Source organism: Rhizobium sp. CF142 (assembly GCF_000281145.1).
Taxonomy (GTDB): Bacteria; Pseudomonadota; Alphaproteobacteria; order Rhizobiales; family Rhizobiaceae; genus Rhizobium.
In genome coordinates this window covers 40,662-62,864 of record NZ_AJWE01000099.1, presented here as the reverse complement: position 1 = coordinate 62,864, position 22,203 = coordinate 40,662, and the positions used below count along the sequence as shown (strand labels likewise).

Annotated in this window: 24 protein-coding genes; 13 read left to right on the top strand and 11 right to left on the bottom strand. The window is 61.4% G+C overall.

Features of this window, described 5'->3' with window-relative positions; translation table 11 throughout:
- Positions 1 to 7 precede the first annotated feature (7 nt).
- From PMI11_RS22425 to PMI11_RS22415, 4 genes are all read right to left on the bottom strand, one after another.
- Positions 8 to 382, bottom strand: a complete 375-nt coding sequence (locus tag PMI11_RS22425) for a VOC family protein (protein WP_007821597.1) — start codon at positions 380 to 382, stop codon at positions 8 to 10.
- A 6-nt stretch (positions 383 to 388) separates the two neighbouring features.
- Entirely contained in the window at positions 389 to 565 is a 177-nt protein-coding gene (locus PMI11_RS37740) for a hypothetical protein (protein WP_007821591.1), read from the bottom strand.
- A gap of 116 nt (positions 566 to 681) precedes the next feature.
- Positions 682 to 1,116, bottom strand: coding sequence for a DUF1801 domain-containing protein (locus PMI11_RS22420; RefSeq protein ID WP_007821589.1), 435 nt, complete (start codon positions 1,114 to 1,116; stop codon positions 682 to 684).
- A gap of 11 nt (positions 1,117 to 1,127) precedes the next feature.
- Positions 1,128 to 1,568: a DUF1801 domain-containing protein gene (locus PMI11_RS22415; RefSeq protein WP_007821587.1), complete on the bottom strand. Its 441-nt coding sequence runs from the start codon at positions 1,566 to 1,568 to the stop codon at positions 1,128 to 1,130.
- A gap of 165 nt (positions 1,569 to 1,733) precedes the next feature.
- On the opposite strand from PMI11_RS22415, the gene PMI11_RS22410 reads away from it, so the two are divergent.
- Positions 1,734 to 3,356: an ABC-F family ATP-binding cassette domain-containing protein gene (locus PMI11_RS22410; RefSeq protein ID WP_007821586.1), complete on the top strand. Its 1,623-nt coding sequence runs from the start codon at positions 1,734 to 1,736 to the stop codon at positions 3,354 to 3,356.
- On the opposite strand, the gene PMI11_RS22405 is transcribed toward PMI11_RS22410, so the two are convergent.
- Complete coding sequence (locus PMI11_RS22405) at positions 3,353 to 4,306, bottom strand: SDR family NAD(P)-dependent oxidoreductase (RefSeq protein ID WP_007821585.1); 954 nt, start codon at positions 4,304 to 4,306, stop codon at positions 3,353 to 3,355. The genes PMI11_RS22410 and PMI11_RS22405 overlap by 4 nt on opposite strands.
- A 116-nt stretch (positions 4,307 to 4,422) precedes the next feature.
- Between PMI11_RS22405 and PMI11_RS22400 the strand changes: the two genes are divergently transcribed.
- Both PMI11_RS22400 and PMI11_RS22395 read left to right on the top strand, forming a co-directional pair.
- Entirely contained in the window at positions 4,423 to 5,334 is a 912-nt protein-coding gene (locus PMI11_RS22400) for a cupin domain-containing protein (protein ID WP_037071903.1), read from the top strand.
- A gap of 130 nt (positions 5,335 to 5,464) precedes the next feature.
- Positions 5,465 to 6,370 carry a S1C family serine protease gene (locus tag PMI11_RS22395; RefSeq protein WP_007821583.1) on the top strand — a complete coding sequence of 302 codons (906 nt, stop codon included), beginning with the start codon at positions 5,465 to 5,467 and terminating at the stop codon, positions 6,368 to 6,370.
- A 63-nt stretch (positions 6,371 to 6,433) separates the two neighbouring features.
- On the opposite strand, the gene PMI11_RS22390 is transcribed toward PMI11_RS22395, so the two are convergent.
- Both PMI11_RS22390 and PMI11_RS22385 read right to left on the bottom strand, forming a co-directional pair.
- Entirely contained in the window at positions 6,434 to 7,162 is a 729-nt protein-coding gene (locus tag PMI11_RS22390; RefSeq protein ID WP_007821582.1) for an esterase family protein, read from the bottom strand.
- Complete coding sequence (locus tag PMI11_RS22385) at positions 7,159 to 8,124, bottom strand: acetylxylan esterase (protein ID WP_007821581.1); 966 nt, start codon at positions 8,122 to 8,124, stop codon at positions 7,159 to 7,161. Before PMI11_RS22385 ends, PMI11_RS22390 begins: the two co-directional genes overlap by 4 nt.
- A 336-nt stretch (positions 8,125 to 8,460) precedes the next feature.
- On the opposite strand from PMI11_RS22385, the gene otnK reads away from it, so the two are divergent.
- Both otnK and PMI11_RS22375 read left to right on the top strand, forming a co-directional pair.
- Positions 8,461 to 9,723, top strand: coding sequence for a 3-oxo-tetronate kinase (gene otnK / locus PMI11_RS22380; RefSeq protein ID WP_007821580.1), 1,263 nt, complete (start codon positions 8,461 to 8,463; stop codon positions 9,721 to 9,723).
- Positions 9,716 to 10,351 carry a 3-oxo-tetronate 4-phosphate decarboxylase gene (locus tag PMI11_RS22375; RefSeq protein WP_007821567.1) on the top strand — a complete coding sequence of 212 codons (636 nt, stop codon included), beginning with the start codon at positions 9,716 to 9,718 and terminating at the stop codon, positions 10,349 to 10,351. Before otnK ends, PMI11_RS22375 begins: the two co-directional genes overlap by 8 nt.
- Positions 10,352 to 10,410: 59 nt before the next feature.
- Here PMI11_RS22375 and PMI11_RS22370 read toward each other — a convergent pair whose 3' ends face one another.
- Positions 10,411 to 11,220 (bottom strand): endonuclease/exonuclease/phosphatase family protein, encoded by an 810-nt coding sequence (locus tag PMI11_RS22370; RefSeq protein ID WP_007821565.1) that lies wholly within the window; start codon positions 11,218 to 11,220, stop codon positions 10,411 to 10,413.
- 70 nt (positions 11,221 to 11,290) lie between these two features.
- The gene (locus tag PMI11_RS22365; RefSeq protein WP_007821564.1) at positions 11,291 to 12,205 is read right to left on the bottom strand and encodes an SDR family oxidoreductase; all 915 of its coding nucleotides are present in this window, start codon (positions 12,203 to 12,205) and stop codon (positions 11,291 to 11,293) included.
- A 100-nt stretch (positions 12,206 to 12,305) separates the two neighbouring features.
- Here PMI11_RS22365 and PMI11_RS22360 point away from each other — a divergent pair, with 100 nt between their 5' ends.
- From PMI11_RS22360 to PMI11_RS22350, 3 genes are all read left to right on the top strand, one after another.
- Positions 12,306 to 12,875, top strand: coding sequence for a TetR family transcriptional regulator (locus tag PMI11_RS22360; RefSeq protein WP_007821563.1), 570 nt, complete (start codon positions 12,306 to 12,308; stop codon positions 12,873 to 12,875).
- 103 nt (positions 12,876 to 12,978) lie between these two features.
- The gene (ampC, locus tag PMI11_RS22355; RefSeq protein ID WP_037071888.1) at positions 12,979 to 14,130 is read left to right on the top strand and encodes a class C beta-lactamase; all 1,152 of its coding nucleotides are present in this window, start codon (positions 12,979 to 12,981) and stop codon (positions 14,128 to 14,130) included.
- Between the two features lie 130 nt (positions 14,131 to 14,260).
- A complete protein-coding gene (locus PMI11_RS22350) occupies positions 14,261 to 15,769 on the top strand; it encodes a mechanosensitive ion channel family protein (protein WP_007821558.1) in 1,509 nt (502 codons plus the stop codon).
- 3 nt (positions 15,770 to 15,772) lie between these two features.
- Here the strand turns inward: PMI11_RS22350 and PMI11_RS22345 are convergent, their stop codons facing one another.
- The gene (locus PMI11_RS22345; RefSeq protein ID WP_007821556.1) at positions 15,773 to 16,267 is read right to left on the bottom strand and encodes a YcgN family cysteine cluster protein; all 495 of its coding nucleotides are present in this window, start codon (positions 16,265 to 16,267) and stop codon (positions 15,773 to 15,775) included.
- A gap of 187 nt (positions 16,268 to 16,454) precedes the next feature.
- On the opposite strand from PMI11_RS22345, the gene PMI11_RS22340 reads away from it, so the two are divergent.
- The 3 genes from PMI11_RS22340 (at position 16,455) to PMI11_RS22330 (ending at position 19,911) form a co-directional block, all read left to right on the top strand.
- Positions 16,455 to 18,638: a transglycosylase domain-containing protein gene (locus PMI11_RS22340; RefSeq protein WP_007821554.1), complete on the top strand. Its 2,184-nt coding sequence runs from the start codon at positions 16,455 to 16,457 to the stop codon at positions 18,636 to 18,638.
- 144 nt (positions 18,639 to 18,782) lie between these two features.
- Positions 18,783 to 19,370 carry a DUF1214 domain-containing protein gene (locus PMI11_RS22335; protein WP_007821552.1) on the top strand — a complete coding sequence of 196 codons (588 nt, stop codon included), beginning with the start codon at positions 18,783 to 18,785 and terminating at the stop codon, positions 19,368 to 19,370.
- Complete coding sequence (locus PMI11_RS22330) at positions 19,363 to 19,911, top strand: DUF1254 domain-containing protein (protein WP_007821551.1); 549 nt, start codon at positions 19,363 to 19,365, stop codon at positions 19,909 to 19,911. The genes PMI11_RS22335 and PMI11_RS22330 overlap by 8 nt, the downstream gene beginning before the upstream one ends.
- Before the next feature lie 15 nt (positions 19,912 to 19,926).
- Here PMI11_RS22330 and PMI11_RS37735 read toward each other — a convergent pair whose 3' ends face one another.
- Positions 19,927 to 20,097: a hypothetical protein gene (locus PMI11_RS37735; protein ID WP_007821550.1), complete on the bottom strand. Its 171-nt coding sequence runs from the start codon at positions 20,095 to 20,097 to the stop codon at positions 19,927 to 19,929.
- Between the two features lie 542 nt (positions 20,098 to 20,639).
- On the opposite strand from PMI11_RS37735, the gene PMI11_RS22325 reads away from it, so the two are divergent.
- Together PMI11_RS22325 and PMI11_RS22320 are read left to right on the top strand one after the other, a co-directional pair.
- Positions 20,640 to 20,846 (top strand): hypothetical protein, encoded by a 207-nt coding sequence (locus PMI11_RS22325; protein ID WP_007821549.1) that lies wholly within the window; start codon positions 20,640 to 20,642, stop codon positions 20,844 to 20,846.
- Between the two features lie 256 nt (positions 20,847 to 21,102).
- Positions 21,103 to 22,155, top strand: coding sequence for a DUF2336 domain-containing protein (locus PMI11_RS22320; RefSeq protein ID WP_037071900.1), 1,053 nt, complete (start codon positions 21,103 to 21,105; stop codon positions 22,153 to 22,155).
- The last annotated feature ends 48 nt before the right edge of the window (positions 22,156 to 22,203 follow it).

The following is a 22,203-nucleotide window of genomic DNA, read 5'->3' as shown; positions in this document are numbered from 1 at the left end:
CGGCTGACTATTCGGAGGTCACACAGAAATTGTTGCCCTCCGGGTCGTTCAGCACGGTGTAGTCAGCCGTTTCACGCACGAAGGTCGCGCCCAAGGACATCAGGCGCGCGACCTCCTTTTCCCGGTCTGCAGTGGCGATATCCAGATGGACGCGATTGCGAGCCGGCCGCTCTCCCTGGCGAAGATGGAAACAGAGGCGCGTTCCCGGCCCTTCGACCATCACCACCGGATCGGTTTCCGGTGTCAGGCCAAGCGCGGCAAGGCGGGCGATTTCCTCATCGTCGTAGGGCAAGACCGCATAACCATCGAGCGCTTCGGCCCAGAAGCGGGCGACGCGGGAGGGAACATCGCAATCGATGACGATTTCCTTCAGCCGCCCCATGGTCTCTCAGAAATTGCCGGAGCGGCGCTGGGAAACACGCTCGGCGACCGCACCGCCTACCACGGGCAGCAGGGCGAAAAGGATCAGCTGTGGCGTTCCTGTCAGCGTCAACAGGCTGGACAAGAGAATGGCGATCAGCATTCCTGCCAATGCACCGACCAGATAGGGAAGGTAATCCTTCAAGAGAGCCTCCGTCTTATCGGGTTTCAATCGAAGCGAGTTCGCAAGGCTTCACATAGGACGCTCCGCGGTGTCGGCAATGACCGGTTGTGGCCCGAGACCGCTTTTCGTCCGCCGAACTAGGCGCCCGCTTTCTTCGATGCCGGTTTGCGCGCCGTGTTCAGCGCCACCGCGGCCCGCACCAGCGCCGTCAAAGCAGCCTCGTCGATTTTCTCCCCTTCGTGAATATCGATCGCGCGGCGCGTATTGCCCTCAAGGCTGGAGTTAAAGAGGTTGGACGGATCTTCCACGGAAGCGCCCTTGGCGAAGGTCAGCTTGACGACGGTCTTGTAGGTTTCGCCGGTGCAGATGATGCCGGCGTGTTCCCAGACCGGGACGCCCCTCCATTTCCACGCCTCCTCCACCTCGGGATCGGCCTCGCGGATGATGGCCCTCACATGGGTGAGCGTTTCGCCGCGCCAGTCGCCCAATTCCCTGATCTTGGCATCGATGCGTTCGGAGGGAGAGATTTCCTTCGGTTCCGCTTCCTTTTTCGTTGTCGCCGCTTTCTTCATGGTCTCTCTCCTTACATTTTCTCGCCGGGCAACAGGCTTGCCTGCCTGATCCAGTCGGCGAGCTGTGCGTCGTCGATCGGGTCGTTCTCATGGATGTGGAAATAGCGCGTTTCCGCAGTCTTGGATTCTCCCGGCGGTGCGGGCTGCAAAGCAGCGCCGCGGAAGAAGGCCAGCTTGATGTATTTGTTGAAGCAGTGGATGGCGAGGAACCAGCCGTCACCCCTCATACCGTAGAGCGGCGAGTTCCATTTGACGGCCTTGTGGGCATCTGGAACAGTGCGCATGATCAATCCATCGAGGTGGCTGCCGACATTGCTTTTCCAGCCGGGCATGGCGGCGATATAGGCCTGCACGGGGCCATCGCCCTCGCCTTTGGCGATCTGCGGATTGCCGCCGGATAGCAGCTTGGGCTCTGCCGGTTTTGCTGGCTTGCTGGATATCTTATTGGCCATGGGCTCCTCCCCCTTGGGGATAATAAGGAAGCATCCCTCGATTTCCAGTCGTGCGGAATGGCCACAGCTGCAAAGATCACAGCTTGATGACGCGGAAAACCTGCGACACGGCGGCAAACCCGTGGCATAAGGGCGCCAAAATTCTCCCAAGCTCCCGCGTAAGACATGATCCGTATCGAAAATATCAGCAAGCAAAACAGCCACCGCATCCTCTTCATCGAAGCCACTGCCGCCCTCAATCGCGGCGAAAAGATCGGTCTCGTCGGCCCGAATGGCGCCGGCAAGACGACGCTTTTCCGCATGATCAATGGCGAAGAACTGCCGGATGAAGGCCAGGTCTCGGTCGAAAAGCACGTCACCATCGGCTACTTCAACCAGGATGTCGGCGAAATGTCCGGCCGCAGCGCGGTTGCCGAGGTGATGGAGGGCGCCGGCCCCGTCAGCATCGTCGCCGCTGAATTGCGCGAGCTGGAAGCCGCCATGTCCGATCCTGACCGCATGGACGAGATGGATCAGATCATCGAGCGCTATGGCGAGGTTCAGGCACGCTATGAAGAGCTGGATGGCTACGCGCTGGAAGGCCGTGCCCGCGAGGTTCTGGACGGCCTGAGCTTCAGCCAGGAGATGATGGACGGCGATGTCGGCGCGCTTTCGGGCGGCTGGAAGATGCGCGTGGCGCTCGGCCGCATCCTGCTGATGCGTCCAGACGTCATGCTGCTCGACGAACCGAGCAACCATCTGGATCTCGAAAGCCTGATCTGGCTGGAGGAGTTCCTCAAGACCTACGAGGGCGCGCTCTTGATGACCTCGCACGACCGCGAGTTCATGAACCGTATCGTCACCAAGATCATCGAGATCGATGCCGGTTCGCTCAACAGCTATTCCGGCGACTACGGTTTTTACGAGCAGCAGCGGGCGCAGAACGAGAAGCAGCAGCAGGCGCAGTTCGAGCGCCAGCAGGCAATGCTTGCCAAGGAAATCAAGTTCATCGAGCGCTTCAAGGCGCGCGCCAGCCATGCTTCGCAGGTACAGAGCCGCGTCAAGAAGCTGGAAAAGATTGAGCGCGTCGAGCCGCCGAAGCGCCGCCAGACGGTGGCCTTCGAATTCCAGCCGGCGCCGCGTTCGGGCGAAGATGTCGTCAACCTGAAGAACGTGCACAAGAAATACGGCAGCCGCACCATCTATGAAGGACTGGACTTCATGGTCCGGCGCAAGGAACGCTGGTGCATCATGGGCATCAACGGCGCCGGCAAATCGACGCTCCTGAAGCTGGTGACCGGCACTGCCGAGCCGGATGCAGGCAGCGTGGCGCTCGGCGCCAGCGTCAAGCTCGGCTATTTCGCCCAACACGCGATGGACCTGCTTGACGGCGAGCGCACCGTGCTGGAATGGCTGGAAGATTCCTTCCCGCTTGCCGGCCAGGCGCCGCTACGTGCACTCGCCGGCTGCTTCGGCTTTTCGGGAGATGACGTGGACAAGCGCTGCCGCGTGCTGTCCGGTGGCGAGAAGGCCCGCCTCGTCATGGCCCACATGCTGTTCGACCCGCCGAACTTCCTCGTGCTCGACGAGCCGACCAACCACCTCGACCTCGACACCAAGGAAATGCTGATCAAGGCGCTCGCCGATTTCGAGGGCACGATGCTCTTCGTCTCGCACGATCGCCACTTCCTTGCCGCCCTTTCCAACCGCGTGCTGGAACTGACGCCCGACGGCATCCACCAGTATGGCGGCGGCTATACGGAATATGTCGAGCGCACCGGCTACGAGGCGCCCGGCATCCACGTTTAACGGCTAAACGCGTCTACACCAGTCAATTCCGCCGAGAGCGCCCAGAGACGGGCCGCCTCATCGGGATTGACGGCATAGGCGCGCACGCTGGTTTCCGCGCCGTCATCCGAGATGGATGCGACGTCGCAGTCGGCGCAATAAAGGCCGCCGAGGCCTGCAAGCTGCGGCGAGGTTGCGGCCCAGACCTGCGTCGCGGCACCCTGCTCGGGCGTCTTGAACGTTGGGTCGGCCGCATTGCCGTCAGCATCGATCCAGCCGGCGGCGACCATGTCTTCCCTCTCCAGGTGCCGTTGCAGCGGCGTCAGGATCTTGCCGGGATGCAGCGAGAAGGCACGCACGCCGGCATCCCGCGCAAGCCTGTCGAGTTGCACCGCAAAGAGCGCGTTTGCGGTCTTCGCCTGTCCATAGGCCTGCCACCGGTCGTAACCCTCGGTGAACTGGACATCGTCCCAGCGGATGGGCGTGATGCCATGGGCACCGGAGGAGACGGCAACCACACGGGCTCCCCTCGCTACCGCCGGCCAGAGGCGATTGACGAGTGCGAAATGGCCGAGATGGTTGGTGGCAAACTGCGCCTCCCAGCCCGGCCCGACCCGCGTTTCCGGGCAGGCCATGATGCCGGCGTTGTTGATGACGATATCGGCCTTGCGTCCGGAAGCGACGAAGCGCTCGGCAAACTGCCGCACGCTTTCGAGATCGGAAAGATCGAGCCTGTCGACCTCGACATTGGCGATGCCAAAGAGCGCCTTGGCCGCCGCGTCCGGCTGACGGGCGCCGATCAACACATGCGCGCCGGCTCGCGACAGCGCCTTCGTCGTCTCCAGCCCGAGGCCGGAATGGCCGCCGGTGACGATTGCCAGTCTGCCCGTGAGATCGATGCCCGCGAGCACGTCGTCGGCGGTGGAGCGAGCGCCAAAACCGGAGCCGATGGGGTGTTGTGCGTTTTCCATGGATGTCTCCTTTCTGCTTTCGCCCGGAGACTAGTGCGGTGGCGCCCATACGATCTATGCGTTAAAGTCCGTGATATGTTTGCGATCGTCCGGATTTCCGCATGAGTTCCGTTTCCATAGATCCGCTTTCCGATGTGCTGGCACTCCTGAAGCCGAAGAGCTACGTCTCGCTCGGGCTCGATGCCGGCAGCGATTGGGCGATCGATTTTCCGCCGCCGCAGGGCATCAAGTTCAATGCCATTCTCTCGGGCGGCTGCTGGCTGGAGGTGGATGGGGTCGCTGAGCCTGTGCGGCTGAAGGAAGGCGATTGCTTTCTGCTGACGCAGAGCCGGCCCTTCCGGATGATGAGCGATCGCAGCCTGCCGACGATCCCGGCCAATGACATCTATGCGCATGCGAAGGATGGTGTCGCGATCTGCAATGGCGGCGGCGCCTTTTTCCTCGTCGGCAGCCGTTTCGGCTTTTCCGGCGCCGGCGCAGATCTGCTCGTCGGCATATTGCCGCCGGTCGTCCATGTCAGCGAGCATTCGGATCAGGCCTCGGTGCTGCGCTTTGCGATCGACCAGATGGCACGGGAACTGCGCGGCCGCCACCCGGGCGGCTTCCTGATGACTGAGCATCTGGCGCATATCATGCTGACGCAGATCCTGCGGCTCTATCTCTCGGCACCCGATACCGAAGGCACCGGCTGGCTGTTTGCGCTCGCCGACCGGCAGATCGGCATGGCGATCGGCGCCATGCATGCAGAGCCGGCGCGGCGCTGGACGCTGCATCAACTTGCGGTCATGACCGGCATGTCGCGCTCCTCCTTTGCCGAGCGCTTCAAGGAAAAGGTCGGAGCCGCGCCGATGGACTATCTCACACGCTGGCGTATGATGCTGGCCAGCGAGCGGCTCTCCAACAGCAGCGAACCGATCGGCAAGATTGCGCTTTCGCTTGGCTACGATTCCGAAAGCGCCTTCAGCACCGCCTTCAAGCGGGTGATGGCGCGCTCGCCGCGGCAATATAGCCGGGAAGCAGCGGGGTAAAAGACCACAGGCCACGGGCCTTGCAGAAACGACAGTCGTTTCATACCTATAGAAGGAATGGTATGCGTCCGGCCCTTGCCGGCCCTCGCTGCGTTCCGAGCCCTTGTACCCGCCTTACGAGGATGAAACCATGAATATCGACAGGATCCTGCGGTCAGTTGTGGCCGTTCGCGCCTCCATCCCCGAAGATGCCTTTACCGCGAATACGCTGGGCACCCGCCGGGAAGGTAGCGGCGTCGTCATCAGGGAAAACGGGCTGGTGCTCACCATCGGCTACCTGATCACCGAAGCAGACGAAATCTGGCTGACGCGCCATGACGGTAAGGTCGTACCTGGCCATGCTCTGGCCTATGACCAGGAAACCGGCTTCGGCCTCATCCAGTCGCTGGCGCCTCTCGACCTGCCGGCCATCGACATCGGCGACAAGGTCAAGACGACGGTCGGCGATGCCGTGATCCTTGCCGATGGCCTCGGTGAATTCGTGCAGGCCAATATCGTCGCCAAGCAGGAATTTGCAGGCTATTGGGAATATCTGCTCGACGAGGCGATCTTCATCGCACCCGCCCATCCCTCCTGGGGCGGCGCGGCGCTGATCAGTGACGACGGCAAGCTGCTTGGCATCGGTTCGCTGCGCCTGCAGATGGTGCAGGACGAAGAGGTTGCCGACATCAACATGGCCGTGCCGATCAACCTCCTCCCGCCGATCCTCGACGACCTGCTTAACCGCGGCCAGATCGATCGTCCGCCGCGCCCCTGGCTCGGCGCCTTTTCGGCCGAAAGCAACGGCGAAGTTGTCGTCATGAGCGTTGCCAAGGGTAGTCCTGCGGCACAGGCGGGTCTGCAGCAAGGCGACGTGATCTCGGAAATCCGCGACGGCGAAGTGGACGGGCTTGCCGATTTCTACCGCAAGGTCTGGAAGAGCGGTCCGGCAGGCGCTGAAATCCCGATACGTGTGCTGCGGAACGGCCGCGAGGCCTGGCTGCGCATCAAATCGGCCGACCGCAACAGCTTCCTCAAAAAGCCGTTGATGCAGTAGATCGGATATCGAGCTGCGCCATCCGGCGGTGTCTAGATATAAAGAGGCGCCATCCGGCGGTGCTTAGATATAAAGGGGCGCCATCCGGCGCCAAGCACCGGCGCGGTGCGCCCTGCCATCCCAGAAATGCAGCCGATGGCCGACACCCATGTCAGCGAGCAGGCGGCTGAGATAGCGATTGTTATCGAGGAACGGATCTTCGTTGCCGATTGTCAGCACGATATCGACCTGCCGCAGTTTTTCCAGCCGCCAGTCGCAGGCAAGGCCCGGCAGGAAATGCGTCGGCATGTGGAAATAGACCGTGTCGTCGTAGTAGCCGTCGAAGAGATCGGAGAAGGATTCGACCTTCATCGTCAGGTCGTAGCGGCCGGAAAAGGCCACCAGCTTGCGGAAGAGATGCGGGTGGCGGAAGACGAGGCTGGCGGCCTGGAATGCGCCGAGGCTGCAGCCATGGACGATGGTGCATTCGTGGCTGTTGCGGTTCTCCATCAGCGGCAGAACCTCGTTCAGCACATATTCCTCGAAAGCGATATGGCGGCGGATGCGATCGGCCGGATGGCGGCCGAAGTCGTAGAAGGTCTCGCCCGCAAGGCCCTCGATGCAGAACAGCTGCAGATGACCGGCCTCGAGCTTGTCGGCGAGGCTGGCAACGATGCCGAGATGTTCATATTCCCAAAAGCGCCCTTCCCGCGTTGGGAACATCAGTACTTTGGCGCCGGCATGCCCGAACACCAGAAGCTCCATGTCACGATGGAGCCGATCGCTGTACCAGCGCAGATATTCTCGGTTCATAGCCCCTTGAAAAACCGCCCGACTCGCTCGCGCAGCGCAGTTTGCTGCACTGCACTATCAGTATAGTCGAAATGCCCGGCATTCAGGATGAAGATTTCATTAAATTTTGATTTCGGCAAAGCGTTCGCGACAGCGAACTGACAGGGCGGCGCAACCGCCGGATCGAAGAGCGCGACGGCGGCCAGCATCGGCACGGTGACGCGGGTCGCTGCTGTCGCGGCATCGAAGAGCCGCAACTTTTCAAAGACATCGGAATGAGTCCTCGCGTATTCCTGCACCGAATGGGCGCTGCCGACAGTCGGCAATGTCAGCCAAAGCTTGCGGTTTCCGAATGTCGGCACCGTCAGGTGCCCACGCTTGATCCTGCTATCGAAGGGAATGCCCAGCGCACCGATGCCGCCGCCGAAGCTGATGCCGCTATAGCCGATATGGCCATCGAGCGTGGGATAGAGCGACAGCAGCGCCGACACGGCAACCCAGAGATCCTCAACGCAGCCACCGATGACGTAATGGTCGGGATCATCGATACCATGCAACACATGCCCGGGGGCGTCAGGCGAAATCGGCGGATGGGCACTGCGCGACATGCCGCGGAAACAGGGAAAGAGGATCGCGGCGTCCTCGACCGGAATATCGAATTCAGGCTGGTCCCGTCCGCCATAGCCGTGGCCGACAACGAGGCCACGCTTGACCTCGCCCTTGCGGGGCGTGAGCAGCCAGCCGCCGATGCGGAAGCTGTCGGTGGAGGTATAGACGATATCGCGTACCTGCCAGTCCGGATGGGTGTCCTTGCTTGGGCTCAGGCGCGGCTCAGGCTTCACCGCCAGTGCCCTGGCATAACGCCTCTGCCAGAAGGCATCGAAACCCGGCGGTGCTTCCGGCGGGCGGATCGCCTGCAGGTCGGCAAGCGTCATGCCATAGGTGGGGTCGAAGTCGAAAGGGTATTCTGTCGGAATGCTCATGCCCGTTTGTTGCCGCGAAACCGGTCTTGGAGCAAGGCCCGTGGCCAGTTCCAACCTATAATCAAACCCGACCCTCCGCCCGAAATTGCGTGACAGCCTTGCCCGGCTGGTCTTAACTGGAAACGCACTGTGCCCGCCGACTCAGGCGGTGGCGTGTTTTCGGTTTGCGTTCATTCATCGGTCGGAAGGACCGCTTCAGATGAAAATCCTTGTGATCGACGCAGAGTTTGGATGCCAGCCTTTCGCCCGGCTTCACAGCCGAGACATCCTTTGACGACATTATCCGCGTCCATATCGAGGACGAATTGAACAACAGACTGCCGGAGCGCGCCTGACATGCTGCTTGGAGCCATTGCCGACGATTTCACCGGCGCCAGCGATCTGGCCAATACCCTTGCCCGCGGCGGCATGTCGACCATGCAGTTCGTCGGCCCCGGCCGCGGCAAGGTGAATTGCGAAGCCGGTGTGGTGGCGCTGAAGACGCGCTCGATCCCAGTCGAGGATGCGGTGTTGCAATCCATGGATGCGGCGCGCTGGCTGCTGGATCAGGGTTGCGAGCAGATCTTCTTCAAATATTGTTCGACCTTCGATTCCACACGTGAAGGCAATATCGGCCCGGTGGCGGAGGCCCTGCAGCGGTTGACGGGCGCCGATGTCACCGTCTTCTGCCCGGCCTTTCCGGCGACCGGAAGGCGGGTCTTCATGGGCCACCTCTTCGTCAAGGACAAGCTGCTCAGCGAATCCGGCATGGAGAACCATCCGCTGACACCGATGACCGACCCCGATATCCGCCGCTGGCTGCGCCACCAGACGCGCGGCGGTGTCGGCAGCATCACACTCGATACCGTGCGCGAAGGTTCGGGCGCCATCCGCAGCCGCCTGCGCGACGAACTGACCGATGGCAACCGCCTCGTCGTCGTCGATGCTATCGAGGATGCCGATCTGATCACCATCGGTGAAGCCGTCGCCGACCATGCGCTGGTGACCGGCGGATCGGGGCTGGCACAGGGGCTGGTGCGCAATTTCGCCAAGCTTGGCAAGCTTTCCGGTGTTCCCGCCGAAGTGCCTGTCGTTACTGGCCCCGGCGTCGTCCTCTGCGGCTCCTGCTCGCTCGCCTCGCAAAACCAGGTCGCTTGCCATCTGGAGAACCATCCAGGTCTTTCGATCGATCCGGCTGCCATCGTGCGCGGCACCATGTCGATGGAGCGCGCCGCCAGTTGGGTCGCCGCCAATGCGGCGGATAATCCGATCGTCTATTCCACCACCTCGCCCGATGTCGTGAGCTTCGTGCAGCAGCGCTTCGGCCGCGAGGAATCGGCAAAGATCCTTGAGGATTTCTTCGGCGGCCTTGCCAAGCGGCTCGCCGATTCCGGCACATGCCAGATCGTTGTCGGCGGCGGGGAGACCTCTGGTGCGGTCGTCGAGGCACTCGGCCTCAAACATATGACCATTGGTGCGGAGATCGATCCCGGCGTGCCGGTGCTGGTGTCCGAGCGCGGCCGGCCGGCGCGGCCGATCGGGCTCGCGCTGAAGAGCGGCAACTTCGGCTCGCCCGACTTTTTCGCCAAGGCCCTGGACAGGATTGCAGGCCATGAATGAGGCAGCGTTGCGCGAAGCCATCGTCCGCTGGGGAAAATCGCTTTTCGAGCGGGGGCTTACGGCCGGCTCCTCGGGCAATATCTCGGTAAAGACCGCAGACTTCTATCTCGCAACGCCGACCAATTCCTGCCTGGGCTTCCTCGATCCTGAGCGGCTGTCGAAGCTCGATAGCGACGGCAGGCACCTCTCAGGCGATGTGCCGACAAAAGAACTGCCGTTGCATTTCTCCTTCTATGAGAAGCGGCCGCAGACGGGCGCGGTCGTGCATCTGCATTCCACCTATGCGACCGCCCTTTCCTGCCTTGCCGATACCGATCCCAAGGACGCCATTCCGCCATTGACGCCCTATGTGGTGATGCGCGTCGGCAAGGTGCCTGTCGTGCCCTATACGCGGCCGGGCTCGGTAGACGTAAAGCCGCTGATTGCCGAGATCGCCGGCGAGCATAGCGCCGTGCTGCTGGAAAACCACGGGCCGATCGTGTCGGCTGCCACGCTCGATTCCGCCGTCTTCGCGATCGAAGAGCTGGAAGAGGCAGCGAAGCTTTCGGTCATCACGCGCGGCATGAAGGTGCGACAGCTCAATAGCGAGCAGATCACCGACCTGGAGCGGCACTTTAAGCTGCGTTAATTCTCTGTTTTCACGCATTTCCGGACGCAAAACCGCTGCGCACTTTTGCTGGAATTGCTTTAGGCAAGGTCAATCAAGAGAGCCCGGTGATCGGAAACTTCGGGAGCCTCCACCACCTCGAAGCGCTCCACCACCACCTCCGGCGTCACCAGCATGTAATCGGCAAAGCGCCCTTCCTTCGGATAGAGCGAGGTGCGGGTATCGGTAAAACCCCTGCCGGTGACGAGATCGTTGAGGCCGAGGCGGCCAAGCTTTTCGAAGGTTATGCTGTCGGGCAGCACGTTGAAATCGCCACAGACGACCAGGCGTTCATCACCCGGCCAGACGCGTTCGATCAGCTCGACGAGCGCATCCGCCTGCGCATGCCGGGCCGGAATATCACCCTTGCCAGCGGGATCACGCAGGCCGTGGAGCTGGGCGATGGTGACGGAAAAGCCGCCGGCATAATCGAACAGGCGAATGCAATGGGCATTGCGCGAACGCGGATGCTCACCCCAGCCATTGGACGAGAAACCGCCATGGATGAAGTCCACCGCCTGGCCGATTATCGCATGCGACTTGCGCACGAAGGTGGCGATACCGAATTCGGTCGGGAAGACCGCCTCGCCGTGAAAGAGATCACCCCGTGCAAAGGGGCAGAAGAAGCCGTCATGATCAGGGAGAACGGCGGCGATCTCGTCATAGAGATGGGCGCGCTGCGGCAGCACAACGCTGCCGTCGCGATATTCCAGCCATCTCGGGGTATCGGTTGCGGACCGGACCACCTCCTGCAGACAGAAGACGTCGGCCTCCGCATGCGCAAGATAGTCGATCAGCGGCGCGTGGATACTGCCGCCCCAGGCATTCAATGAAACGATACGCAAAGCCATGCGAGCTCCCTCTTCGTCGAGAGACTAGCAGATTCGCATGGGGATCGATCCCTCGGGCGGCAGCGCCCGATCAGCGGTAGCCGGTGTCATCCGCCGGCTTGCCGGGTTCCTGCACCTCGGCGAGGTAACGCCAGCAGTCCGGCCGGCTGCCATCGAGATCGGTGAAACCGTAGGCGTCTGCCAGCTGGAAGCTTGAGAGCGACTGACCGTTCCATCTGTTGCGGTCGGGATCGGCCGCAAGTGCGGCGACCGCCCGGCCGGTGAAACGCGGCGTTTCCGAGATGACGAAATGCGGCTGGACTTTTGTACCGTCGCGCCAATTTTCTTCCTTAACCCCATAGATTTCCAGCATCATTTCCGAGCGCATCCAGCCGGGCGAGAGCGAGACGGCAGTGGCACCATGCGCTGCCAGATCTTTGGCGTGCGCCCAGGCCATACGGTTCGTGCCCGTTTTCACCAGATCGTAATAGGGGCAGAGCCTGTAATGTGTGGCGTTATACTCCGCCGTGCCATCGGTCATCTCCACCAGCAATCCGCCCGGCTGCTCGATCATCAGGGCCAGCGCGTAATGGGCGGTGATGAAATGGGTGTCGATCGCAAGCCGCAGCATGCGCAGGCCCTTGTCGAGGGAATGCTCCCAGACCGGTTTGTTCCACTCCGTCAGATGCTCACCGCCCCAGATATCGTTGACGAGGATATCGAGCCTGCCCTCCTCCGCGCGGATGCGGGCAACCAGCGCTTCGACTTGCTCCTGAACCAGATGATCCACCTGCACGGCGATGCCACGCCCTCCCGCCGCGCTCACGAGTTCGGCGGTTTCCTCGATGGTCTCAGGCCGGCCATATTCGGATTGCTGCGCGCGGGTCGTGCGGCCAGTCACATAGACGGTCGCGCCTGCCGCGCCCAGTTCCACCGCAATGCCGCGGCCGGCGCCGCGCGTTCCGCCGGCAACAAGCGCCACCTTTCCCTTTAAGTTCGCTGTCACTTCACTGTCCTCCCGCTAGAAACAACTAACCGGCCTCGTCGGCCACTTGTATATAAACGAACGTTCGTTCATAAATATGTCGAACGCAAGGGGAAATTTCATGCCGCGTCCGCGCACGCTTTCCGATGAACAGCTACTTTCGATGGTTCTCGATGTGATCCAGTCCGAGGGGCCGGATGCGGCGACCTTTGCGGCGGTCGCGAAGGCGAGCGGCCTTTCCGGCTCGACGCTGGTGCAGCGCTTCGCCACCAAAGCCGGCATGCTGCGCGCCGCCCTGCTCTACGCCTGGGACCGGCTGGACGCGGAAACGGCGCGGCTTGCCGACACGCTGCCGAAGACCGCTGACGGAGCGATCGCGCTGCTGACCGGTCTTTCCCAGGACTATGGCGACAATCCCGCCTCCTATGCGGAAGGCCTGCTTCTGCTGCGCGAGGATTTCCGCGATCCGGTGCTGCGCGCCCGTGGCGGGGCCTGGGGTGCTGCGCTGACTGCAGCGATTGCCGAGCGTTTTGGGGGACAGGGACAAGCGCAGACCATTGCCCGGCTGATGCTCTCGCAATGGCAGGGATCGCTGCTCTGGTGGGGCTTCTCGTCCGAGGGAGCTGTGGCCGATTACGTGGAGCGGGAACTGCGGCTCTTTCTTGCCGCCCTCGAGCCCAAATTAAACTAGGGTCTCCTGCGAGTTCTTATCGTTTGTGGAGGGACAAAAGGCCACGCTATCGACCGGGTATCGGCCATATTGCCGGACGCACGGAGAGGAACCGCTCGTGAATATGAGACACTGCCTTATCGCCCTTGCCGTGTCAGCAAGCCCGCTTCATGCGGCAGACATGACGGACAAAGCGTTCCAGGAGATCGCAGATCGCATTTTTCAGCCGGTGATTAGGGAATACGACATTCCGGGACTGGCCGTCGGCGTGACGATCAACAGCTCGGAATTCTATTACACCTATGGTGAAGCCTCGCGCGAGACGAAAGCGCCCGTTACCAGCGACACGATTTTCGAGCTCGGCTCCGTCAGCAAAATTTTTAACGTCACGCTTGCCGCACTTGCCGAACAGCGCGGCCTGTTGTCGATGGAGCAGCGGGTTTCGACCTACCTGCCGGAGCTCGAGGGCAGCGCCTTCGACAAGATCACCCTCGTCAATCTCGCCACCCATACGTCGGGCGGCTTGCCGCTGCAGGTGCCGGACAGCGTGACTGACGATGCTGATCTGATGACCTACCTGAAGAGCTGGAAGCCGGCCTACAAGGCGGGCACCATGCGCTCCTATTCCAATGTCAGCATCGGCCTTCTCGGGCGGATCTCCGGTGAACGTCTCGGCGGCACTTACAGGCAGGCGGCCGAGGGTGAGCTGTTTCCCGCCCTCGGTCTCAAGAGCACCTTCATCGCGGTTCCGCCTGATGTCATGGATCGCTACGCCTTCGGTTATTCCAAGGCCAACAAGCCGGTCCGCGTCGGACCCGGCGTTCTTGACGACGAGGCCTACGGCATCAAGACCACAGCCCGCGACATGGTGCATCTCCTGGAGCTGAATTTGAAGCCGGATACTCTGGTACCCGAATTCAAGGCCGCGATCGAGAAGACGCATACGGGCTATTTCGATACGGCCTATTACACACAGGACATAGTCTGGGAACAATATGCCTGGCCCGTGGCGCTCAAGAAGCTCCTCGACGGCAACTCGGCCAAGATGAGCCTGGAAAGCCAGCCGGTCAAACAGCGGGCGAAGCCGCTTGCGCCGCAAAGCGCAGTGCTGATGAACAAGACCGGGTCGACGAACGGCTTCGGCGCCTATGTCGTGCTGGTGCCGAAGGTGCATATCGGCCTGACGGTGCTGGCGAACCGGAATTATCCGAACACGGTCCGCGCCGAAGTGGGGCTGAAGCTCGTCCAGGCGCTGGAAGCTTACGCGGCGAAATAGCCCAAATGGCCGGTCGGGCAAAAATCCCGGCCGGCATTATCAACGGTCACGACACCCTATCCATTCGTGTCGGAGGACAGAACTTCTTCTTCCGTGATATAGGGTCCAACGCCCAATCAGGATGTACTGCATGTCATGGCAGATGCTGGAAGATCCGCTGTATCAGTTTATTGTTCTCGTTCTGGCCAGTGCCGCGGCGCGGTTCATTTTCGGACGGGAACCTGCCTTCCGGCTGATCGCCAACTTCATCTTTTTCGTGCTGCTGACCTTGCTGCTCGTGAAGCACGAGATTGCCCCCTATACGTCCGATATGGGCAAGGCCGACGATCTCTTCCGGCGCATCTTCGTCGGGGTCGCCAAGGCCGTCTGGTGGATCGGCGGCGCGATGGTGCTGGCGAGTTCGGTGCGGCTCTTCCTGATCTTCGAGCGCAAGCCGCGCGAGGCACGGCTGCTGCAGGACCTCGTCGTCGGCATCATCTATCTCGGCGCCGGGCTTTCGGTCGTGGCTTACGTCTTCGGCGCGCCGATCGGCACGCTGATTGCTACATCGGGTGTCTTCGCCATCGTGCTCGGCCTTGCGCTGCAGAGCACGCTGAACGACGTCTTCTCGGGCATCGCACTCAATCTCGGCCGGCACTATAGCGTCGGCGACTGGATCGTCCTCGACGATGGCGTGCAGGGCCGCGTGGTGGAGACGAACTGGCGTTCAACCCATCTTCTGAACGGCACCAACGACCTCGTCATCGTTCCCAACAGCGCGCTTGCCAAGGCGCGGCTGACGAACCTGACGAGCCCTGAGGAAGCGCATGGCGTCTCGCTGAAGATCCGGGTTGTTCCCTCGATCCCACCGGCGACCATCGAAGAAACGATGCGCACGGTACTTTTGAGCAGCAACGCCATCCTGAAATCCCCTACCCCTGTTGTCAGCGTCACGGGGCTCGACAGCAATGCCATCGAATTCGAACTTTCCTTCCGCGTCTCCGGACTGGGCGAAGCGACCGCCGCCCGGAACGAAGTCTACGATCTCGTCTATCGTCACGCCAAGGCGGCGGGCCTGCAGCTTGCGCCGCCGGCCGGCTCCCCAGTTCCCCCGGTTGTTGATGCTCTGGAGGAGGCTGGAAAGCACCCGAATTCGGCCTGGCGGCTGCTGAACGCCATCCCGCTCTTCTCAACGCTGACGGAAGACGAAAAGGAGTCGCTCGCGGCCGACATGAAACGGCTGAACTTCCGCAAGGATGCGCTGATCGCGACGCAGGATACCTCGCTGACCTCCCTGATGATCGTGCGGCGCGGCGTTGCCGTCGTGGAGCGGATCGAGGGCAACGAGATCATCGAGCTCGCCAGAATTGCGCCCGGCGATCTGTTCGGGGAACGCGGCGTGCTGATGGGGGCGCTCGAGCCGGCCAATATCCGCGCACTCACATCCGTCATCGTCTATGAAATCGCCAAGGACCATCTCGCCGCGATCATGCAGGAGCGGCCGGCGCTTGCCGAAGAGCTGGGACTGCTGCTGTCGCGGCGGATCGAATCCGAGAAACATCACTTCAGCGCCGGCGTATCGGCTGAAGGCAGCCACCCGACGACGCTGACGACGCGCATCCGGCATCTGTTCCAGATCCCCCATAGCACCTGGTCTTAGCGGTCAGCCGGCCTTTTCCTCGGCTTCCCGGGTTTTTTCGGCGTCCTCTCCGACCGTCAGCGGCCAGTCGACGACATAGTCCTCGAAATCATCGACATCGACGTCGTTTTCGCTGATGGTGCGGCCGCGGGCCGAGATGCCGGCAGTGTGGACGGTTTCCGGATCCCCTGATACCAGCGGGTGCCACCAGTAGAGATCGCGGCCCTCATTGATGAGGCGATAACCGCAGGTCGGCGGCAGCCATGCGATCTCGGAGACATTCTCCTTGGTGAGCTGAACGCAATCAGGCACGAAATCCCAGCGGTTCGGATAGCTGGAACATTGACAGCTCTCGCTGTCGAGCAGCTTGCAGCGGACCGAGGTGAAATAGACGTCGCCGCTATCCCATTCCTCGATCTTGTTGAGGCAACAGAGGCCGCAGCCGTCGCAGAGGCTTTCCCACTCCTCGGCATTCATTTCGGCAAGCGTCTTGCGCTTCCAGAAGGGCAGATCGTTCATCGTTCGTTTCTTGCAACAGCCGCCCGCAAATTCACGTGACGACCGTTCAACTCTCTTGTTCTTGTGCGCAAAATCAACCAATCATTCAACATGCTCCGGCTATCCGGAGAGTTGCGGCCCCTTTCAGGCCCCGCTCCTGCGTCCGGGTTTCACGGCCGCCGAGCGTGCTCAGGCGGGAATATAGGACGTGCAGGATCCGGACAACCCAGATAATGGGCCAGACGAGCCCGAAAACGGGCAAGGCAAGAAGCCTCAGAAGCAGCAGTCGAAAAACCGACACCTGTTGCTGCGTATCGATTCATGGATCGACTCGACCGTCTGGAATGCCGGCTTTCGCGCCGCCGAAATCTGGGAAGACACCACCATCTTCTTCCGCCGCTTCCGTGTTCGCGGCTGGAAACGCGCGGTTTTCGAACTCGCCGGCGAAGGGCTGACGCTCGGGGCCGTCGGCTTGGTGCTGATGCTGGCGCTCGCGCAGCCGGCTTTCGAGGCCACCAAGGAAGACTGGCGCAACCGCGGTGATTTCGCGGTCACCTTCCTCGACCGCTATGGCAATGTCATCGGCCATCGCGGCGTGATCCATCAGAATTCCGTGCCAATCGACGAGCTGCCGGATTCGCTGATCAAATCCGTCATCGCGACCGAAGACCGCCGCTTCTTCGATCATTTCGGCATTGACGTCATCGGCCTCTTCCGCGCCATGGTCACCAATGCCCAGGCCGGAGAAGTCGTGCAGGGCGGTTCGACGCTGACGCAGCAGCTCGCCAAGAACCTTTTCCTTTCCAACGAGCGCTCGATCGACCGCAAAATCACCGAGGCTTTCCTGGCGTTCTGGCTTGAAGCCAATCTCTCCAAGAAAGAGATCCTCGCCACGTATCTGGACCGCGCCTATATGGGCGGCGGCACATTTGGTGCTGCGGCTGCGGCGCAATTCTATTTCGGCAAGAACATCACCGACGTGAACCTCGCCGAATCCGCGATGCTCGCCGGCCTGTTCAAGGCACCGGCCAAATATGCGCCGCATGTGAACCTGCCGGCGGCGCGCGGCCGCGCCAACGAGGTGCTGACCAACCTCGTCCAGAGCGGGCTGATGACCGAGGGGCAGGTGATCGCCGCGCGGCGCAATCCCGCCACCGTCGTCGACCGCAACGAGGTGGAATCGCCCGATTTCTTCCTCGATTGGGCCTTCGACGAGGTGCAGCGCCTTTCGCCGCGCTTCCACCAGCGCTCACTGATCGTGCGCACCACGATCGACATGGGCATCCAGCAGGCGGCCGATGATTCCATCGAGACATCGCTGCGCGAATATGGCGAAGCCTATCACGCCAAACAGGGTGCGATGGTGATGATCGAAAATGGCGGGGCGGTGCGCGCCATGGTCGGCGGACGAGACTATGGCGAAAGCCAGTTCAACCGCGCCACCAAGGCGCTGCGCCAGCCGGGCTCCTCCTTCAAGGTCTATACCTATTCGGTGGCCATGGAGAGCGGGATGACGCCGAAGACGACGATCATCGATGCGCCCATCTCCTGGGGCAACTGGAGCCCGCACAATTACGCCAACCGTTATGCGGGCCGCATCACGCTCGAAACCGCGGTCGCCCAGTCGATCAATACGATTCCGGTGCGCCTTGCCAAGGAAAAGCTCGGCATTCAGCCGATCCGCGCCATGGCCAAGGCCATGGGCGTCGAAACGCCGATCCGCGACGACGTGACGATCCCGATCGGCACGTCCGAGGTGACCGTACTCGATCAGGCAACAGCCTATGCAGTGTTCCCGACCGGCGGCTATCAGTCTCGTCGCCATGGCATAACGCAGGTTCTCGATTACGATGGCGACGTTCTCTACGATTTCGATCGTGACGAGCCGCCCGCCCAGCGCGTGCTTTCCGAACAGGCGGACAGCTACATGAACCAGATGCTGTCGCGGGTGCCCTATGTGGGTACGGCGCGAAAGGCGGCGCTGGACAACGGCGTCGTCACTGCCGGCAAGACGGGCACGACGCAGGCCTATCGCGATGCCTGGTTCGTGGGCTTTACCGGCAACTACACCTGCGCCGTCTGGTTCGGGAACGACGACTACACGTCGACCAACAACATGACCGGCGGTTCGCTCCCCGCCATGACCTTCAAGCGCGCCATGGACTATGCCCATCAGGGTGTCGCGCTGCGCCCCATCCCCGGCATCGAAAACCCGCTGCCGTCCGAAAAGGATGTCGCCAAGGCCCAGGCCGACAAGCCGAAGGACGGCACGCCGACTCTCATTCGCCCGCGCATGCTCTCGGTGCAATCGACAAACATTCTCAAGGGCATCGGCGAGAAGCTGAAGGATGCTGCACCGCTCGAAGTGCAGAAGGTCGCGAGCGCGGAGTGATGTTTGCGCTGTTTTGGTCAAATCGGAATATCCGGTTTGGCAAGACTTGGGGGAGACATCGCCTCACGGCATTCCACCCTGCCAGAATCAGTGGTAACCCTTTCAACTGATTTGATCTTCAAGTCTGATCTTCAAGGGCGCAAGGTGTTTCGGTTTCCCCTTTTCATCCTGATCACGCTGATCGTCGCCTTCGGCGGCGGCATCATGATTTCGCTTTATGCGCTGGATGCAACGCAGGGATTCGGAGCGATCAAGCTCGGCGCCTGGGAGGCCTTTCCGGAACTGCAGACCGTCGACGCGGATCCCTATGCGAAGTCGCATCGCGCGCGCGCAGGCAAACTACTTTATGGCAGTGCCGAAGGCCTGACCTTTACAGCAAGCGTGGATGACAGCGGCGAACGGCTGAACGCCGCCTGCCATTACCGCATCACCGGCCAGACGCCGCCGGCGCGGCTGTGGACGCTGTTTACTGCCGACAATGCCGGCAACCCTGCTTCGCTGCAGGCGAGCCTGCCGGCGGCGCTGAATTCCTGGACGGTGCTGCGCCAGCCAGACAGCAGCTTCACCATCGATATTGCAACACGCGCTCAACCCGGCAACTGGCTGGCGCTGCCGCAGGCCGGCACGTTCCGGCTGGTGCTGACACTTTTCGACACACCAACGGCCGGCAGCTCCGGCGTGATCGACCTTTCGATGCCGAAGCTGACCAAGATCGGATGCGGCAATGCTTAGGGTGTTCTTCGCCCTCCTCACCGGGCTTTTCGGGGCAGCCCTTCTGCACCTCGTCATCATTCTCGCGCTGCCGCACTTCACCGGCCGCGATGCGGCGACGCGCGTGGAGGCGGAGGGCGATCCGAACACTTTCTATCTGCTTACCGGCCGCTATGACGAGGCAGGGCTCGCCAATGGCGATCCCTTCGTGCGCACCGCCGTCTGCTCCTTCGATGTGAGCGAGGCTCCAGTGCATTTCACCGCCAAGGGCAATGTGCCCTTCTGGTCGATCGCGATCTATGACGGCGCCTCTAACGAGGTCTTCAGCATGAACGACCGCACCTCCGTCGGCGGCGCGCTCGATGTTGTTGCGGCAAGCCCGATCCAATTGACGGACCTCCGCAAGAACCTGCCGCAGGAACTGCAGCAGACGATCATGGTGGAGATGGCACATCCTGAGGGATATGCAGTGCTGCGCACGCTGGCGCCGCAGGCAAGCTTCGATGAAGCCGCGCGAGCCTTCCTGACGCAAGCGGCCTGCGATGAACTGGACGCCCGCTAGGGTTGTTTTCGCGCGTTACTTGTTGTTGACACGCGGCGCAGGATGCGCCGGATTTTTCTTCGGGGCTTCGACGATCCGTTCGTAACGGACGCCGGTGAACCAGAGGATTTTTGCTTCGCGGGGCTCCTTGCCCGTGCGGCGCGGCTCCTCACGCAGCCGGTCCGCCAATGCGACTACAATTGCCATTCTCGTCTCCATGCACTGCCCGAGACGGATGAACTTGCGATGGATTTCACCCTGCCCGCCATGCTGCGGACCAGCGCGTCCTCAAGCGCCGGATGAACCGGACCGAGGGCATTCGCGCCTTTCTCACGGCACCTGATCGAAATACCGTGATGCTGCGGAGCTTCCACGATCCATATCCCCAAATCGCGTCGTTCCTGTCCGAATTGAGACACACGACCGTTAACAGATTACTAATATTCAGCCACTGCTCTCAGCAGTCTGCTCGACGCTGAGATAACGCGCAGAATGGTTGTTTGGTTTCAGTCGCGAAAAAGAAAAGACAGGCTGGAAGTCGCCCGATAAAATTAGAGACAATTCACATAGTTAACAGCTCTTCTCCGCTGAAGCGGCATCTGCGCCGTGGGTGTTGCAAATATGTGTCACAAAAATATTAATTGCTGCAAGGGTGGTTGGGTGTATTCTGCCCCTATCGGTCAAAGGTTTTAAGGCGATGGCCGCTTGGGAGATTATACGTGCTCTTGCTGTCATACGGAGAGCAACCCATGCCCTTTCTGTATAACTCCGCATTCACCTCAGAAGATTTGGATGTGCTGCGCGGCGCGCTTGACGCGTGGTGCGCGGAAAAACACATCGACATCAGAAGTGTCGAAGCGCAGTTCGCTGCTTCGACCGCGCTCGACCTTTACCAGTCTGGCCATGACGATCACGACAAACTGCTGTCGGCACTCAGAGGCCGCAAGGGTCTTTAGATTATTTGCCGGCTATTTATCCACATCTTTAAAAACTGGAAATCGCCCCGCTTCCGGGGCGTTCGATTTTATTTTGCCGGCTCATTAATCCACGACACGCGAAACGTGTATATTTCTATTGCATTTTAATAGAATCTTCAGCATCCATTAACCGTGCCGGTGTAGGATTTGTTCATAACCGTATGTCTGACATGCGTCCCGCCAGCGCTTGTCGGCCCACGGTCTCCCGCTTGTTCTGCGTTTTCGGGGTGTTCTTGTGCGTGACCGGTTTCGAGACCTAGAGGGCCCCATGGCCATCAGGAAGAAGGACGTGGTGTTAATGGCGACTGTCAGCAGTTTCGAGAACCTGTCACATCCGACACGCTCCGAACTGCGCCAGTTTGCCGAACTCTTCATGCCGCTTTTCCAGGCCTCCTCCGAAGAGGCAAGACGCCAGGCCGTAGCAGCTCTTTCCCAATGCGAGAACATTCCGGCAGCGGTTGCACTCTTCATCGGCAACCAGCCGATCGAAGTCGCCGCACCTTTCCTCGCTGCCTCCAAGGCAATCAGCGACGATACGTTGATCACCATTGCCCGCACCCATGGTGCTGCGCATGTGAAGGCGATCGTCAGCCGGGATTCCCTATCGCCGAAGGTCATCGATGCGCTGGTGGCGCTGCGCCAGGCCGAGCCGCGCCCGTCCTCCGCCGTACCTGCCGAGCAGCCGGCCATGCCGCTTTCGCCGATGCCTGCCGTACCCGAAATGGACCAGCAGGAAGCAGAACGCATTGCCAATGAAGAGGCGCTGCGCGAGCGCATCCGCGGCCTTGCCGGCCATCTCGGCCGCAACGATGAGGACCGGCTCGGCCTTCGCTCGCTGTCCGACATTCAGGAGGCGCTGCTCGTGCGCTTTGCCCGTTCTAGGGAAGCCATGCATTTCGCCACCGCACTTGCCGATGCGCTGTCTGCCAGCCGCTGGCTTGCCGAGCGTATCATGCTCGACCTCTCCGGCCAGCAACTCGCCACGACGCTGACGAGCCTCGGCATGGGCTTTCTCGATTCCGTCTTCGTACTGGAAAAGCTCTATCCGCATCTTGCCGAAGTGCAGCACAATGTCAGCCGCGCCTTCCTTGTTCTCGATGCGCTGGACCCGGAAGAGTGCCATGCCCGCGTCGAAGCATGGCGCCGCGCCGACAGCTACACCTACAATCCGCAAAGCCCGGCTGCAGCCCAGCCGGCACCCGCAGCACAGCCACAGGCCGCGCCGACCTATCGCTTCATCCGGCAGGCGCCGGTGCGCGACCTCAAAAGCGTCAACAGGGCGCGCTAACCTCAAGGTAGTCTCGACGATACTGCTGCGGCGCCACACCGTTTATGC

Bases quoted from the DNA above. Each gene is read 5' to 3' on its own strand.
- PMI11_RS22350 (WP_007821558.1), top strand. From the start codon at position 14,261: ATGTCATGGCAGATGCTGGAAGATCCGCTGTATCAGTTTATTGTTCTC.
- PMI11_RS22405 (WP_007821585.1), bottom strand. From the start codon at position 4,306: ATGGAAAACGCACAACACCCCATCGGCTCCGGTTTTGGCGCTCGCTCC.
- PMI11_RS22410 (WP_007821586.1), top strand. From the start codon at position 1,734: ATGATCCGTATCGAAAATATCAGCAAGCAAAACAGCCACCGCATCCTC.
- PMI11_RS22330 (WP_007821551.1), top strand. From the start codon at position 19,363: ATGCTTAGGGTGTTCTTCGCCCTCCTCACCGGGCTTTTCGGGGCAGCC.
- PMI11_RS22325 (WP_007821549.1), top strand. From the start codon at position 20,640: ATGCCCTTTCTGTATAACTCCGCATTCACCTCAGAAGATTTGGATGTG.
- PMI11_RS22345 (WP_007821556.1), bottom strand. From the start codon at position 16,267: ATGAACGATCTGCCCTTCTGGAAGCGCAAGACGCTTGCCGAAATGAAT.
- PMI11_RS22415 (WP_007821587.1), bottom strand. From the start codon at position 1,568: ATGGCCAATAAGATATCCAGCAAGCCAGCAAAACCGGCAGAGCCCAAG.
- PMI11_RS22390 (WP_007821582.1), bottom strand. From the start codon at position 7,162: ATGAACCGAGAATATCTGCGCTGGTACAGCGATCGGCTCCATCGTGAC.
- PMI11_RS37735 (WP_007821550.1), bottom strand. From the start codon at position 20,097: ATGGCAATTGTAGTCGCATTGGCGGACCGGCTGCGTGAGGAGCCGCGC.
- otnK (WP_007821580.1), top strand. From the start codon at position 8,461: ATGCTGCTTGGAGCCATTGCCGACGATTTCACCGGCGCCAGCGATCTG.
- PMI11_RS22420 (WP_007821589.1), bottom strand. From the start codon at position 1,116: ATGAAGAAAGCGGCGACAACGAAAAAGGAAGCGGAACCGAAGGAAATC.
- PMI11_RS22425 (WP_007821597.1), bottom strand. From the start codon at position 382: ATGGGGCGGCTGAAGGAAATCGTCATCGATTGCGATGTTCCCTCCCGC.
- PMI11_RS22375 (WP_007821567.1), top strand. From the start codon at position 9,716: ATGAATGAGGCAGCGTTGCGCGAAGCCATCGTCCGCTGGGGAAAATCG.
- PMI11_RS22360 (WP_007821563.1), top strand. From the start codon at position 12,306: ATGCCGCGTCCGCGCACGCTTTCCGATGAACAGCTACTTTCGATGGTT.
- ampC (WP_037071888.1), top strand. From the start codon at position 12,979: ATGAGACACTGCCTTATCGCCCTTGCCGTGTCAGCAAGCCCGCTTCAT.
- PMI11_RS22370 (WP_007821565.1), bottom strand. From the start codon at position 11,220: ATGGCTTTGCGTATCGTTTCATTGAATGCCTGGGGCGGCAGTATCCAC.
- PMI11_RS22385 (WP_007821581.1), bottom strand. From the start codon at position 8,124: ATGAGCATTCCGACAGAATACCCTTTCGACTTCGACCCCACCTATGGC.
- PMI11_RS22395 (WP_007821583.1), top strand. From the start codon at position 5,465: ATGAATATCGACAGGATCCTGCGGTCAGTTGTGGCCGTTCGCGCCTCC.